The organism is Mycobacterium sp. 1165196.3, assembly GCF_001673415.1.
Classification (GTDB): Bacteria; Actinomycetota; Actinomycetes; order Mycobacteriales; family Mycobacteriaceae; genus Mycobacterium; species Mycobacterium europaeum_A.
The window spans coordinates 1-13,621 of the sequence record NZ_LZLU01000234.1 but is presented as its reverse complement, the minus strand read 5'-3'; the positions used below and the strand labels follow the sequence as shown (position 1 = coordinate 13,621).

At 68.0% G+C, this 13,621-nt stretch carries 10 protein-coding genes and 1 riboswitch; of the genes, 6 read left to right on the top strand and 4 right to left on the bottom strand.

The genetic code is table 11. The features are described 5' to 3' along the window. The coding region (locus tag A5659_RS22955; protein WP_156749330.1) for an aldehyde dehydrogenase family protein at positions 1-409 on the top strand (409 nt) is incomplete at its 5' end. Positions 410-647: 238 nt separating this feature from the next. Beyond that, positions 648-2,642, top strand: coding sequence for an acyltransferase family protein (locus A5659_RS22950; RefSeq protein ID WP_066865350.1), 1,995 nt, complete (start codon positions 648-650; stop codon positions 2,640-2,642). Positions 2,643-2,645: 3 nt separating this feature from the next. On the opposite strand, the gene A5659_RS22945 is transcribed toward A5659_RS22950, so the two are convergent. Continuing rightward, positions 2,646-3,305, bottom strand: a complete 660-nt coding sequence (locus A5659_RS22945) for an O-methyltransferase (protein ID WP_066877953.1) — start codon at positions 3,303-3,305, stop codon at positions 2,646-2,648. A gap of 100 nt (positions 3,306-3,405) precedes the next feature. After that, positions 3,406-3,688, top strand: a riboswitch (M-box (ykoK) riboswitch). 238 nt (positions 3,689-3,926) lie between these two features. On the opposite strand from A5659_RS22945, the gene A5659_RS27920 reads away from it, so the two are divergent. After that, a complete protein-coding gene (locus A5659_RS27920) occupies positions 3,927-4,142 on the top strand; it encodes a hypothetical protein (RefSeq protein WP_156749329.1) in 216 nt (71 codons plus the stop codon). A gap of 124 nt (positions 4,143-4,266) precedes the next feature. Next, positions 4,267-6,075: an NRAMP family divalent metal transporter gene (locus tag A5659_RS22940; protein WP_067184450.1), complete on the top strand. Its 1,809-nt coding sequence runs from the start codon at positions 4,267-4,269 to the stop codon at positions 6,073-6,075. On the opposite strand, the gene A5659_RS22935 is transcribed toward A5659_RS22940, so the two are convergent. Continuing rightward, positions 6,067-7,011, bottom strand: coding sequence for an NADP-dependent oxidoreductase (locus tag A5659_RS22935; protein ID WP_067184447.1), 945 nt, complete (start codon positions 7,009-7,011; stop codon positions 6,067-6,069). The two genes, A5659_RS22940 and A5659_RS22935, sit on opposite strands and share 9 nt — an antisense overlap. Before the next feature lie 180 nt (positions 7,012-7,191). Between A5659_RS22935 and A5659_RS22930 the strand changes: the two genes are divergently transcribed. Further along, on the top strand, positions 7,192-7,800 hold the full coding sequence (locus A5659_RS22930; RefSeq protein ID WP_066877950.1) for a hypothetical protein: 609 nt from the start codon (positions 7,192-7,194) through the stop codon (positions 7,798-7,800). Positions 7,801-7,811: 11 nt separating this feature from the next. On the opposite strand, the gene car is transcribed toward A5659_RS22930, so the two are convergent. After that, positions 7,812-11,393, bottom strand: coding sequence for a carboxylic acid reductase (car, locus tag A5659_RS22925; protein WP_231997991.1), 3,582 nt, complete (start codon positions 11,391-11,393; stop codon positions 7,812-7,814). Between the two features lie 114 nt (positions 11,394-11,507). Continuing rightward, a complete protein-coding gene (locus A5659_RS22920; RefSeq protein ID WP_066877948.1) occupies positions 11,508-12,263 on the bottom strand; it encodes a L,D-transpeptidase family protein in 756 nt (251 codons plus the stop codon). A 395-nt stretch (positions 12,264-12,658) separates the two neighbouring features. Here A5659_RS22920 and A5659_RS22915 point away from each other — a divergent pair, with 395 nt between their 5' ends. Further along, positions 12,659-13,591 (top strand): LysR family transcriptional regulator, encoded by a 933-nt coding sequence (locus tag A5659_RS22915; RefSeq protein ID WP_066865375.1) that lies wholly within the window; start codon positions 12,659-12,661, stop codon positions 13,589-13,591. Positions 13,592-13,621: the final 30 nt, after the last annotated feature.

Here is a 13,621-nt window from a genome sequence, read left to right as displayed (position 1 = left end):
GACCGTGGTCGCGGGCGGCCCCGGCCGGCCGGCCGGACTGGACAAGGGTTACTACGTCAAGCCGACCGTCTTCGCGCACGTCACCAACGACATGACGATCGCCCGCGAGGAGATCTTCGGGCCGGTGCTGTGCATCCTCGGCTACGACGACCTCGACCACGCCGTCCAGATCGCCAACGACACCGAATACGGTCTGGCCGGCTTCGTGTCGGGGGCCGACCTGGACACCGCGCGCGAGGTCGCCCGCAAGATCCGCGCGGGTTGGGTGACGATCAACCACGCCTTCGACATGAACGCGCCGTTCGGCGGCTATAAGCGCAGCGGCAACGGTCGCGAGTGGAGCGAGTTCGGCTTCCACGAGTACCTGGAAGTCAAGAGCACCCTGGGCTACGCGCCCGACGAGGCCTGACGCGTCGGGCCGAAACCCGAACGCAGCACGACAGAAAACACCTCGCGTGTCCTCCACGTGATCCGGCGGGCCCGCCTCTAGGCTGGCTTGCTGAACTCAACAGGAGGGGCAGCGACGTATCGGCATCAACCATGGCGCCGGGCGAGATGGTAGTTACGGCGCGCTGACAGAAAGCACCGAGCCGGGCGGGTCCCACCCCGCACCGGCTCGTCGTTCTCGGCCCCGATGGGTCGCCCCCGTGCGCCGGGTCGGCCGGCTGGCGATCTGGGACCGGCCGGAGCGGGCCAGCGGAATCCCGGCACTCGACGGGCTGCGCGCGATCGCCGTCGCGCTGGTGCTCATCGGGCACGGCGGCATCCCCGGCGTCACAGGCGGATTCATCGGCGTCGACGTGTTTTTCGTACTCAGCGGTTTCCTGATCACCTCGTTGCTGCTGGACGAGTTGGGGCGCAGCGGTCGCATCGAGTTGACCGGCTTCTGGATTCGGCGCGCGCGACGATTGCTGCCCGCACTGGTGCTGATGGTGCTCACCGTGGCCGCGGCCCGCCAGCTGCTGCCCGACCGGTCGCTGACCGGCCTGCGCGACGACGCCATCGCCGCCTTCGTGTGGATGGCGAACTGGCGCTTCGTCGCCCAGAAGACGGACTACTTCACCCAGGGCGCCCCGCCCTCGCCGCTGCAGCACACCTGGTCCCTGGGGGTGGAGGAGCAGTACTACTTCGTCTGGCCGGTGTTGCTCATCGCGGTCACCCTGTTGCTCGCCGCGCGCGCGAGGCGGCACTCGCGCCGAGCCACGGTCGGCGGCGTGCGGTTCGCCACGTTCCTGATCGCCACCGTGGGCGCGCTGGCCTCCGCGGCGGCCGCGATCGTGATGACGTCGGACGGCACCCGCGACCGGATCTACTTCGGCACCGATACCCGCGCGCAGGCGTTGCTGGTGGGCGCGGCGTCGGCCGCCCTGCTGGTTCGGGACTGGCCGTCGATGAACCGCGGCTGGTGCATGATTCGCACCCGGTGGGGTCGTCGGGTGGCCCGAATCCTGCCGGTGCTCGGTCTGGTGGGACTGGCGGCGGCGACGCACTACGCCACCGGCGCCAGCGGCGAATTCCGGCACGGCTTGCTGATCGGGGTCGCGGTGGCGGCCGTGATCGTGATCGCACCGGTCGCGCTCGAGCAGCGCGGGCTCGTCGCCCGGTTGCTCGCGGTGCGCCCGCTGGTGTGGCTGGGCACCATCTCCTACGGCGTGTACCTGTGGCACTGGCCAATCTTCCTGGCGCTCAACGGCGAACGCACCGGGTGGACCGGGTTGCCGTTGTTCGCCGTGCGGTGCGGGGCCACGCTGGTGGCGGCCGCGGTGTCGTATTGGCTGCTCGAACAACCCATTCGGTGCTGGCGACCGGCACGGGTGCCGTTGCTGCCGCTGGCGGCCGCGACGGTGGCCAGCGCCGCCGCGGTGACGCTGTTGGTGGTTCCGGTGGGCACCGGGCCCGGTCTGCGTGAGGTCGGTCTGCCGCCCGGTGTCTCGGCGGTCGCGGCGGTCTCGCCGTCAACGCCCGGCCCGAGCCGGCCCCGAGATGCCAACCGGCCGTTCACCGTCTCGGTGTTCGGGGACTCCATCGGGTGGACCTGGATGCACTACCTGCCTCCCACGCCGGGGTTTGCGTTTCTGGATCACACGGTCATCGGATGCAGCCTGGTGCGCGGCACTCCCTACCGCTACATCGGCCAGACCCTGGAGCAACGGTCCGAGTGTGACGGCTGGCCGATCCGCTGGTCGAGGCAGGTCAGCCAGGACCAGCCGGACGTCGCGCTGCTGGTCATCGGCCGCTGGGAGACGGTGGACCGGGTCAACGAGGGGCAGTGGACCCACATCGGCGACCCGACCTTCGATGCCTACCTTAATGGTGAGCTCGAACGGGCGCTGACCATCGTCGGCGGCACCGGTGTCCACGTGGTGGTCGCCACCGTCCCGTACAGCCGGGGCGGGGAAAAGCCGGACGGCCGCCTGTATCCGGAGGACCAGCCGGATCGGGTCAACCTGTGGAATGCCATGTTGCGCAAGACCGTGAGCCACCATCCGAACGTCGCGATCCTCGATCTGAACAAGAAGCTGTGTCCCGACGGGGTCTACACCGCCAAGGTCGACGGCATCAAGGTGCGCAGCGACGGCGTCCACCTCACCCCCGAAGGGGTGAAGTGGCTGACGCCGTGGCTCGAGGAATCGCTGCGGTAGCCGCTAACCGCTTGTGCGGCAGCTGATTTCCATGCTGTCGCTGTCGCGTACCTGGAAGTTGAAGCTCACGTAGCCGTTGTCGGGGTTGCGCACCCGGTCCAGATAGGGCGCCATGTCGGCCGAGCTGGCGTTGTCGGCGATCACCAGCACCCCGGGTGACAGGCGCGGTTCCAGCAGTTCGAGCACGGGCAGGTACAGGTCTTTCCAGCCGTCGAGTAGGACGAAGTCGACCGGTCCCGGCAATTCCGCCAGCGTGGACAGCGCATCGCCTTCGAGGATGGTGATGACGTCATCCAAGCCGGTCTCGGCGAACGTCTGCTTGGCCGCGGCAATCTTGGTGTCGCTCAGTTCGGTGGTCACCACCCGGCCGGTGCCGTTGTCGCGCACCGCGGCGGCCAGGTGTACGGCGGAAATGCCGAAGGACATACCGAATTCGACGACGGTGGCCGGGCGGGTGGCCCGGATCAGTGAATACAGCAGCCGGCCGGCTTCCGGTGTTACCGGAATGTAGAACTCGCTCATCGCATCGGCCCGCTCCTGCGCGGTCATCGGCCGATCGAAGGTGCCGCGCCGCTCGCGCAACAGCGACATCTGCTTCTTCGACTCGGCATACATGCGGTCGAGTACCGATGCGACCCGGGCATCCTGCAACGTTGTGGTCATGGCAACGAGCCTAGGCGCGCAGCCTGAGCGGGCGCTGGGAGTGCGGTGGCGGTTGTTACGCGTTTGACGAGCCTGCGACCACGGTGTCACTATGGACCCGCAAGCACCTCGGTAGGTGAGGCGTCTGCATGGATACAGGCCACTGACCCCGAACGTCGAGAGACGCCCCGGGTCAGGACAGCTCTTCCCGGACTAAGGGTTGAGCCCAAGTGGCTTCTGGACTGGGAGCGATCGCAAGCGCGGCGAAGCCGGGCGATGCGGGTCGCGACCATTGATCTGGGAGCGATCGCAAGCGCGGCGAAGCCGGGCGATGCGGGTCGCGACCATTGATTTGGGTCCGGATACGCCGTGCAGTGCCGAAGCTCCGTCGAGAGGGGTGCGACCCGCGGCGTGTGCCGCGGGCCATTCCTGCCTCTCTCGTTCAGGTGAACGTGGTGACACCCGCGTGTGTCTTGGCCGTGAGGAGGTGAGGGCGAGATGAGTCCCGGCGATAGTCCCTATCCGAAATCCGTCTTGTCCCGATCCGGTTCCGGCATTTCTTTCACCGCCTGACCCTCGCCTGGTCCCGCGCGGCTGAACCGCCATGCCGATGCCGATCGGTCCCTTCGGCAGGAGAAGATCATGGCTTTTGTTGTTACCCAACGTTTTTCCGTTGCGTCCAGGATGCGTGGACGGTCCATGCTGCGCGCTGGCAGGTTGTTGGCCAACAGGTTGCACCTGCGGGCCGGCCTGACGCCGCAGGAGCGGGCCAACCTGTACGTCTCGAGGATGCCCATCGCGGTGGTCACCGCGTCGCTGGGTGGCCACGCCTCGGGTTCCGACAGCGACCACCGCTGAACCACTGCCTCGGCGACGGGCGTCACAGCGCCGCCCGTCGCCGTCGGCGCGCTGAGTGCCGCAACCACGACCGTGTCCATCCGCTCCCTCCTGGCGCGAACCTGTTCGAGATAGCGAGGATTCGATGACTTCGATCCACACCGGCGGCGGTCGCCGGGCCCCGGCGCCTGGCCGGACCCCTACCGCGCCGGAAAGCGCAGCCCCCGGCGCCGCAGGCGCTACCGTGCTGGATTCCGCGCACGCCGGCGACATCGTCGGCGCGTTCGGGCGCATCCGGCGCGACGGGACCGGCGCGTACGGGGCGTTCAGCGGACGCTGGCGGCGCCTGCGGACACTGGCGGTCATCACCGGTCCCGGACTGATCGTCATGGTGGGCGACAACGACGCCGGTGGCGTCGCCACCTACGCGCAGGCCGGCCAGAACTACGGCATGGGCCTGTTGTGGACGCTGGCGCTGCTGATTCCGGTGCTGTACGTCAACCAGGAGATGGTGCTGCGATTGGGCGCCGTGGCGCGGGTTGGCCACGCGCGCTTGATCTTCGAGCGGTTCGGCAAGTTCTGGGGCGCCTTCAGCGTCGGGGACCTGCTGATCCTCAACGCCTTGACCATCGTGACCGAATTCATCGGTGTGTCATTGGCTCTCGGCTTCCTGGGCTGCCCGAGGATCGTCGCCGTCCCGGCCGCCGCCGTGCTGCTGTTCGCCGTGGTGGCCGGCGGATCGTTCCGCCGCTGGGAAAGGTTGATGTTCCTGCTGATCGCGGTCAATGTGCTGATCATCCCGCTGGTGGCGCTGGTGCATCCGACCCCGAAAGTCACCGCCGCCGGCCTGATCCCGCAATTTCCCGGTGGGCTCAACTCGACGGTGCTGCTGCTGGTGGTGGCGATCGTGGGCACCACGGTCGCGCCATGGCAGCTGTTCTTCCAGCAGTCCAACGTGGTGGACAAGCGCATTACCGCCCGCTGGATCCCTTATGGCCGAGCGGATCTGGCCATCGGAATCGTCGTGGTGATGGTCGGTGCGACGGCGCTGATGGCGGTGGCGGCGTTCGGAATGGCCGGGACCGCCGACGCGGGTCACTTCACCGATGCGGGGGCGGTCGCCTCGGGGTTGTCCCAGCACCTGGGTCGAACGGTCGGGGTGCTGTTCGCCATCATCCTGCTGGATGCGTCGCTGATCGGCGCCAACGCCGTCGGGCTGGCGACCACCTATGCGGTCGGCGATGCCATGGGTAGGCGGCACTCGTTGCACTGGAAGATCAGCGAGGCCCCGCTGTTCTACGGGGGTTACGCGCTGCTGCTCGGGGTCTCGGCGGCGATCTCGTTCAGCCCCGATCACATCCTGGGCCTGGTGACCCAGGGTGTGCAGGCATTAGCCGGCGTGCTGCTTCCCTCGGCGACCGTCTTCCTGGTGCTGCTGTGCAACGATCGGGCGGTGTTGGGGCCCTGGGTTAACACGGTGCGGCAGAACATCATTGCGTGGACCATCGTGTGGTGTCTGGTGCTGCTCTCACTGGCATTGACGGCGACCACCTTCTTCCCCGGTCTCGCGACCGGCACCATCGAGGCGGGGCTGGCGGCCGGCGCGGTCCTCGGCATCGTCGGCGGCGCGGTGATGATCTTCGCCGGGCGGCGACACCGAAACCCGACCGAGGCGGAGGCCATCGTGCGCACCCTTGGGGGTGGCCTGGATCCAGGGGAGGTGGACGAACTCGAAGATGCCGCCTCGCTGAGGCGCGCCGAGCGGCGCGCGATACTTCGCCAGGACCGCGCGAGCTGGCAGACCCCCAACCTCGCCTTGCTCGATCGGCCGGCGATGTCGCCGATGCGCCGGGCGGGGCTGTTCACCCTGCGGGGTTACCTGGTGGTGGCGGTCGCCTTCGTCATCATCAAGATCGTGCAGGCCGGCGTCGTCGGCCCGGCCGCGTCACTGTGAGTTGGTCGGCAGCAGAACGATTTTCCCGTGGGTGTGCCGCCGCTCGAGCTCGGCGTAGGCGTCGGCGACCCGGTCCAGCGGGTAGGTCGCGGCGATGTCGAACTCGATGACGCCGGACACGATCAGCTCGGCCATCTCGGCGAGCACCTCGGGCGTCGAGGCGTCCATGCTGCCCTCGGTCTTGGCGCCCACTTCACCGGCCTTCTCGAAGGAGATGATGGTGTCGATCCGCTCGGGCGCCACGCCGAGGTCGACGGCCAGCTGGACGTAGTCCGGGCCGAAGAGATCGATGAAGGCGTCGATCCCGTCGGGCGCCGCCGCGCGCAGCCGCTCGGCGAGTCCGTCACCATAGGCGACCGGAATGACGCCACGCGAGCGCAGCCAGTCGGCGTTGCCCGGCCCCGCGATGCCGAGCACCCGGGCCTGACGCAACACCAGAAGCTGCACGACCAGGCTGCCCACCCCGCCGGCGGCGGCCGACACCGCGATCGTCTCGCCCCGTTGCGGCGCCACCGCGCGCACGGCCGCATAGGCCGTCGCACCGACCACGTAGAGCGAACCCGCTGCCTCCCAACCGAGTTGGGGAGGCTTGCGGATCAACTGCCCCACCGGAACCGCGGTGTGCGTGGCGTGGCTGGACCGGCGCATGCTGAACCCCAGCACCTCGTCGCCGACCGAGAACTCGGTGACACCGGCCCCCACGGCGGAGACGACGCCGGCGAGGTCGCTGCCCTGGCCGGAGGGAAAGGTAGCCGGGAAGATCTCGTGCATCGCCCCGGACCGGATGCCGGCCTCGCCGGGGTTGATCCCCGCGGCGCGCACTTCGACGACCACCTCACCCGGGCCGGGGGAGGGCATCTCGATGTCCGCCACGTACAACACCTCGCGCCCCCCGTACCGGTCGAACCGTACTGCGCGCGCCGCTGCGGCCGTCATACCGATCTCCTTCTGCGCGAGGATGCTGTCACCCCCGCCAGCATAGGCACGTCAAAGTGCTACCCCCGGGCGCCGAGTGGGCATATGTTCGTAGCAAGCCTGGGTTACACCACCATTTCGCCTGCGGTGTCGGGAGCCGCGGTGCAGGCCGGATACCGATGACACGTGGGAGGGACACGCGTGGGAGTTGATCGGATCGGCATCGCCGGCTGTGCCGTTGCCGTCATCGTGGCGGGGGCCGCGAGCGCCGGATGCGGTGGCGCCGACAAGGCCGCACCACCGTCTTCGAGTTCGCCCACGTCGACCAGTTCCAGCGCGGTCACCGGCCCGCCGTCGGGCCAGCCCTCGGATTACGGCTTCCTGTTGATCAAGCCGAACGACGTCGGTGGCGGTCTGACCGCGCCCCAGTCACCCATGCTCAACCCCAACAACGCGCCGGGAGTCGCGCAGCTGTTCGCCAACGCCGACAGCAGCCGCCGGTTGTGGGACACCATCGTGATCGCCGCCGACCCGTCGGCGGCAGCGGCCGAATTGGCCACCACCCAAGGCAGTTACAACGGCAAGGTGAGCGGGACCTGGGCACCGCTTGCCGTCGGCGCCAACGGGGTGACCATTGCGGGCACCTCACCGGACAACTCCCAGGCGATGACGGTGTTGGTCTTCACCGAAGGCAAGGCCCTGGTCACGCTGGAATTCGACAGCGCGCCCAACGATCCGCTCGATCCGGCGGTCGCCCTCGACATCGGTCGCAAGCAGGATGCCGCGATCAAACACGGGCTCCCCGGCTAGCTCAGGCGTCGTTACACCAGGCCCAGTAGGCCCAGATCCGCGACGTACTTGTCGATCAGCGCCGCCGACAGGTGTGGAATATCTTGGTCTGCACCGATTTTCGCGGCCCGCACGGCCGCACGGAACACGTCGGTGGGGGCCGGCGCGCCGCGCAATGGTGTCTCCGGCTTGCGGTACGCGTCCAGCAATGGCAGCACCGAATGCTGACGCTGCTTGTCCGGCAAGGCGCGGATGGCCGTCGTGAACCGGCTCAGCCATTCGTCGTAGTCGTCGATGCGCCGGATGTCGTGCCCGGCGGCGATCAGCCAGTCGACGAACACATCCAGTGAGACGCCGTCGTCGTGCGGGTTCATCACATCGAACGACCGATACGTCCCGGAAGCCTCAGCGGCCGTGGCGATCTGCTCACCCAGCGTGGTTACGGCTTCGGCCACGAAGTCGGCGGGCAGCCCGTCGTAGTGGGCCACCGCCCGGTTTCCGTGTGGATCGGTCTGGTAGAAGGAGGCCGGCGCGATGCCGGTGATCAACAAGCTGAACAGCAACCGGGTGAACGCATCCGGCACGTTCAGCTGGCCGGCATACCGGCTGTGCGCCAGGATCATGTCGGACCGGAACACGGCGACCGGCAACCCGCACAGGTCGTGCGCCTCGCGCAGCAACACCTCGCCGGCCCACTTACTGTTCGCGTAGCCGTTCGCGTAACTGTCGTCGACCGGCCGTAACGCACTCACGGTGCGGATGTCACCATCCTCGGTGAACGTGGACGGATCGACCGACAGCGCCACCGCGACGGTCGACATGTACGTGACGGGTTTGATCCGGGTCGTCAGGGCCAGCCGAATCAGCTCGGCGGTGCCCACCACATTGGGGCCGAAGAGTTGGTCGTACGGCAGCACGTGGTTGACCAGAGCGGCCGGATGCACGATCAGGTCCACAGTTTGCGCGAGGCGCTCCCAGGTCGGCTGCGCCAACCCAAGTTTGGGTTCGCCGATATCGCCGACGATGACCTCGAGATGGTCGGCGGCCAGGGCGCGGAACCGCTCCAGCAAGTGCGGATCTCCGCTGTCGAAGACACCCTCCAGCCGTTTGGCGGCGGCCGAGGCGTCCGCGGCGCGAATGATGGAGATCAGTTTTCCGCCGGTTCCGGCTAGCCGCTCGAGCCACTCCAGGAGCAGGAAGCGCCCGAGATAACCATTGGCGCCGGTCAGCAGGACGGTGTGCGGTGTGCCGGTCACGTGCGGCAGCGTCGGGGCGTCGGCCAGGGTGGTGGCGTCGATGAACTTGTCCAGCGTGAGGTCCGCGGCGTAGGCCTGCGTCGCGCCCTGCCCGTGCACCGTGGCGAACGTCGGCCGCCGGGAGCCCGATTCACGCTCGGCCTCAACGTATTTCGCGAGCTGACCCAGATCGGTTGCCGGTCCGGTAATCATCCCTACCGGCACCTCGACGTCGAAGATGTCGCGCAACAGGTTGGAAAACGTGAGCGCCGACAGGGAATCGCCGCCGAGCTCGATGAACAGAGCGTCGGGCGACGGCGGACCGCCGGCCAGGCCGAGCAGCGCCTCGGCGGCGCGGGTGAGAGTGACGATCACCGGGCGCTCGGCCGCGCCTTCGCGCAACGCGCGCAGTTCGGTCACCCGATTCTCGGCCAGCTCCGCGTACAGCTGTTCGAGCCGAGCACCGTAGTGCTCCTTGAGCTTTGGCCGCAACAGCTTGCCCACTCCGGACAGCAGGCCGTTGTCCTCGCTGAACCGCTCGGTCTCCACCAGGAAGTCGACGGGCACCTCGTAGGACTGCAGCTCGGCGAGTTTCGCCGTCTGGCGCAGGGATTCGCCGAGGGCGGCCTTGAGCCCGTCGGCGTCGCCGGCGAACCTCTGGGCGGCGTCATCGGTCGGAACGACCACGGCCAGCAGATAGGGCCGTTCGCTGTTGCCGTAGATGAAGATCTGACGCACCAGAGCCGCGCTGGAGAACACCGCTTCCAGGCGCGCGACGGCGACGAACTCACCCTGGGCCAACTTCAGTACGTTGTTGCGGCGGTCGACATAGGCGAGCCGGCCCGGCTCCAGCTCGGCCATCACGTCGCCGGTGCGGTAATAGCCGTCGGCGTCGAACGCCTTGGCGGTGACATCGGGTCGTTTGAAATATCCGGGCGTGGCGGTCAGCGACTTCACCAGCAATTCGCCTCGCGGATAAGGTTTGTCGGTGCGGAAATATCCCAACTCGGGCACATCGATGAGCTTGTAGTCCAGCACCGGGGGCTGGGTGATCCGCCCGTCCTTGGTCACCATGCCCACCTCGGTCAGGCCGTAGCCGTCGAGAACGTGGACGTCCAAACAGGTCTCGACGAAAGCGCGCATCTCTGCCGCCAGCGGCGCCGTGCCGCAGAACGCGGTCACCACGCGTCCACCGAGGACCTGCTCACGCAGCTCGGCTTGTGCCTGCGCCTCGGCGGCGGGCGTCTCGACGCCCGACAGCTCGAGTCGGTCGACCGCACTCTGGTAGCGCTGGTACAGCATCTCCGCCACCCGCGGCACCAGCCCCATTTCGGTGGGGCGCACCAGGTTCCAGTCGTCGAACAACGTCGACAGGTCGCTTTCCGGGACGAAATAACTCGTGCCGCCGGCCTGGAACGCCGTCGACAGCGGTATCCGGCCGCCCAGGTGATTCAGCGGCATGAAGTTCACATTGATGACCGGCGTGTCCGCGAAGTCGGGCATCAGTTCGGTGGTCCACAGCTTGCAGAGCATCCGCTCGGTGTACATGGCGCCCTTGGGCAATCCGGTGCTGCCCGACGTGTACATGATCATGGCCAGTCGCTCATCGGTGTCGCCGGTGAACATCGGCTCCGGTGGCAGGTTTCGTCCGCGCTCGATCACCTGCGCGAGCGTCTCGATGGTCACCGCGATGCCGGCGCCAGACAGCTTGGCCTGCGCGCGTTCGACGGCCTCGCGCTGGTCGTCGACCTCGGGCTGGTAGTCGAAGACCACCACCCGCCGCAACGACGAGCTGCCGAGCGCCGCGTCGACGGCGAGGTCGAGATAGCCGACACCGGCGGCCAATACGGACGGCTCGACCTCGTCGACGATCGGCTTCAGTCGTGACGGGGTCGTGTTGTGCTGCAGCGGCACGGCCACCAGCCCGAGATAGCCGCACACGAGATCGATGGTGAGGTATTCGGCGCTCGCGAAACCCACGGTGGCGACGAAGTCCCCGGGCGCCACGGGGTTGCTGGCGTCGTGTCGCCATGCTGCGGCGATGGCGCGGACATCGGCCCACAGCTCGCGGTAGGTCATGGTGTCGAATCGGGGCAGTAGCCGCGCGCTGGTGCGGCCGGTGCCGGGGTCGGTGGTCAAGGAGCGGGCGCGCCAGCCCAGTGCGGGCCGCTCGGCATAACCCTGGGCAAAGATTTCCAGGATCTGCGGCAGCCGCAGACCGGGTTGGCGTGCCGCGCTCTGCAGGTCGGGTTTGGGCTTGGTGGTGCGGAACTCTTCGTCGCGGGCGTCCAGATCGCTGATGCGGTGGGCTACCTGCCGGCGCACCGCGCTGATCGGGCCTGTGGAGCTGCCTTTCGCGCGCTTCGCTTCATCGGTCATGGCCCGCCTCTCGTTCAGATCCAGTCGTCTACCGGAACGAACCCCCGCGGTGCAGGCTTCCGTTCAGCCGTTGTGACGGTTGTCACACGCGGGTGGAGAGGTGGGCGGTGCGGCTCAGGCCACGACCTGAATGGGGTCGCCGACATTCACCTCGTTGAAGTACCAGGCGGCGTTGTCGGGGCTGAGGTTGATGCAACCGTGGCTGACGTTGGCGTAGCCCTGGGAATCGACCGACCAGGGCGCCGAGTGCACGTAGACGCCGCTCCAGGTGACGCGAACGGCGTATGAGGCGGTGATCTTGTAACCCTCGGGGGAGCTCAGCGGGATGCCGATGGTCCGCGAGTCCATCACCACGGTGCGCTGCTTTTCCAGCGCGGTGAAACTGCCGATCGGGGTGGGCCGGCTGGGCTTGCCCATCGACGCCGGCATGGTGCGCAGCACCTCGCCGTCCCTACTCACCGTGAAGGTGTGCTTGGAGATGCTGGCGACGCCGAGCAGCGCTTCCCCGGTGTCGAAGCCGGTCGTCAGGGCCTGAATTCCCACCGAGACGTGGGTGTGGGCGGGCCAGTACTGATTCGGCACCCACTGCACCACGGAGTTGTGGATCCACTCGAAGTGCCCCGGGGTACCGCTGGGCGAGGTGACGTGGATCGACCGCTCGACGGCCGACCGATCGGCGACGGGGGCGGTGAACGTCACCACGACGGGGTGGGCCACCCCCACCAAGGCGCCGTTAGCGGGCAAAATCGAGGCAACTTCGGGGGTGGGTTGCGGTACCGGCACCGCGGCGGTGCCGCGACCGACCGGCGCGATCAGGCCTATCGCCGTGATCGCGACCATAACAAATAGATAACGAACGCCTCGGCGCATAGCGTCCACCCTTCGAGATGGTGCGATCAACACACGAACATCCTACTGGTTACCCACTGACCACCGGTTTCAGCAAACAATGACAGCTCGGTCCGCTCGCCACGGTCACGATCCGATCACCGATCGGGTTCAGTTGCGTCAGCAGCGCGGCAGGTGGGCATGGTGGCCGAGCGCCGTCCCGCGGGCCGGGCAGCGGACTCGGGCCGCACCTGCGTGAAAGCGGCACCGATACTTCGGTTCTCGCGGGATCGCGACGCCGAGCGGCCCGGATGTGTCGATCCCTCGCCGCAACCCGGTGGCCGGCGCACGCGGACTTGCTTGGCCCGCCCGCCGGCAACGCGTTAGCCTCAGCGGATCGGCGCCCGAAGGCCGAGCCCGAATACGAGGGAGTGCGGATGCTCTTCCGTCAGCTGGAGTACTTCGTTGCGGTCGCTTCCGAGCGGCACTTCGCCCGGGCTGCCGAAAAGTGCTTCGTATCCCAGCCCGCGTTGTCGGCCTCGATCGCCAAGCTGGAACGGGAACTGAACGTCACGCTGATCAACCGCGGGCACAGCTTCGAGGGCCTCACGCCCGAAGGCGAGCGGTTGGTGGTGTGGGCCAGGCGGATTCTCGCCGAGCACGACGCCTTCAAATCCGAGGTGGACGCCGTGCGCTCGGGCATCACCGGGACGCTGCGGTTGGGGACCGTCCCCACCGCGTCCACGACGGCGTCGCTGGTGCTCTCGGCGTTCTGTTCGGCACACCCGTTGGTGAAGGTGCACATCCTTTCCCGGCTCGCCGCAAGCGAACTGTACCGGCGCCTGCGCGAATTCGAGCTCGATGCCGCCATCGTGCACGCGGCGCCCGACGAGGCGCACGACGTGAACTTGGTCCCGCTCTACCAGGAGCGCTACGTGCTGCTGGCGCCGGCGGACATGGTGGGATCCGGTGCGGCGACGATGAACTGGGCGCAGGCCGCGCAATTGCCGTTGGCGTTGCTCACGCCCGACATGCGCGATCGCCAGATCATCGACAAGGCCTTCGCCGACCATTCCATCGTCGTCAACCCACAGGTCGAAACTGATTCCGTGGCATCGTTATTCGCGCAGGCATCGGCGGGCAACTGTGCGTCCATCGTGCCGCACACGTGGCTGTGGACGTCGCCGCTGGGCAGCGACATCCGGGCGGTGGAAATGGTTGATCCGGTGCTCAAAGCTGATGTCGCCCTGGCCACCAACTCCACCGGGCCCGGGACGCCGATCGCCCGCGCGCTGGCCACCTCCGCCGGACAGCTGGCGCTGGACGAGTTCTTCGACGCGCAGCTGTTAGGGCTTACCCGCCGGCGTTGACCGCCGCAGGCGGTGTCGCCGCGCTGGCCG

Excerpts from the sequence above, each read along its gene's own strand:
- A5659_RS22945 (WP_066877953.1), bottom strand. The coding sequence starts at position 3,305 with ATGACCACAACGTTGCAGGATGCCCGGGTCGCATCGGTACTCGACCGC.
- A5659_RS27920 (WP_156749329.1), top strand. The coding sequence starts at position 3,927 with ATGGCTTTTGTTGTTACCCAACGTTTTTCCGTTGCGTCCAGGATGCGT.
- A5659_RS22940 (WP_067184450.1), top strand. The coding sequence starts at position 4,267 with ATGACTTCGATCCACACCGGCGGCGGTCGCCGGGCCCCGGCGCCTGGC.
- A5659_RS22935 (WP_067184447.1), bottom strand. The coding sequence starts at position 7,011 with ATGACGGCCGCAGCGGCGCGCGCAGTACGGTTCGACCGGTACGGGGGG.
- car (WP_231997991.1), bottom strand. The coding sequence starts at position 11,393 with ATGACCGATGAAGCGAAGCGCGCGAAAGGCAGCTCCACAGGCCCGATC.
- A5659_RS22920 (WP_066877948.1), bottom strand. The coding sequence starts at position 12,263 with ATGCGCCGAGGCGTTCGTTATCTATTTGTTATGGTCGCGATCACGGCG.
- A5659_RS22915 (WP_066865375.1), top strand. The coding sequence starts at position 12,659 with ATGCTCTTCCGTCAGCTGGAGTACTTCGTTGCGGTCGCTTCCGAGCGG.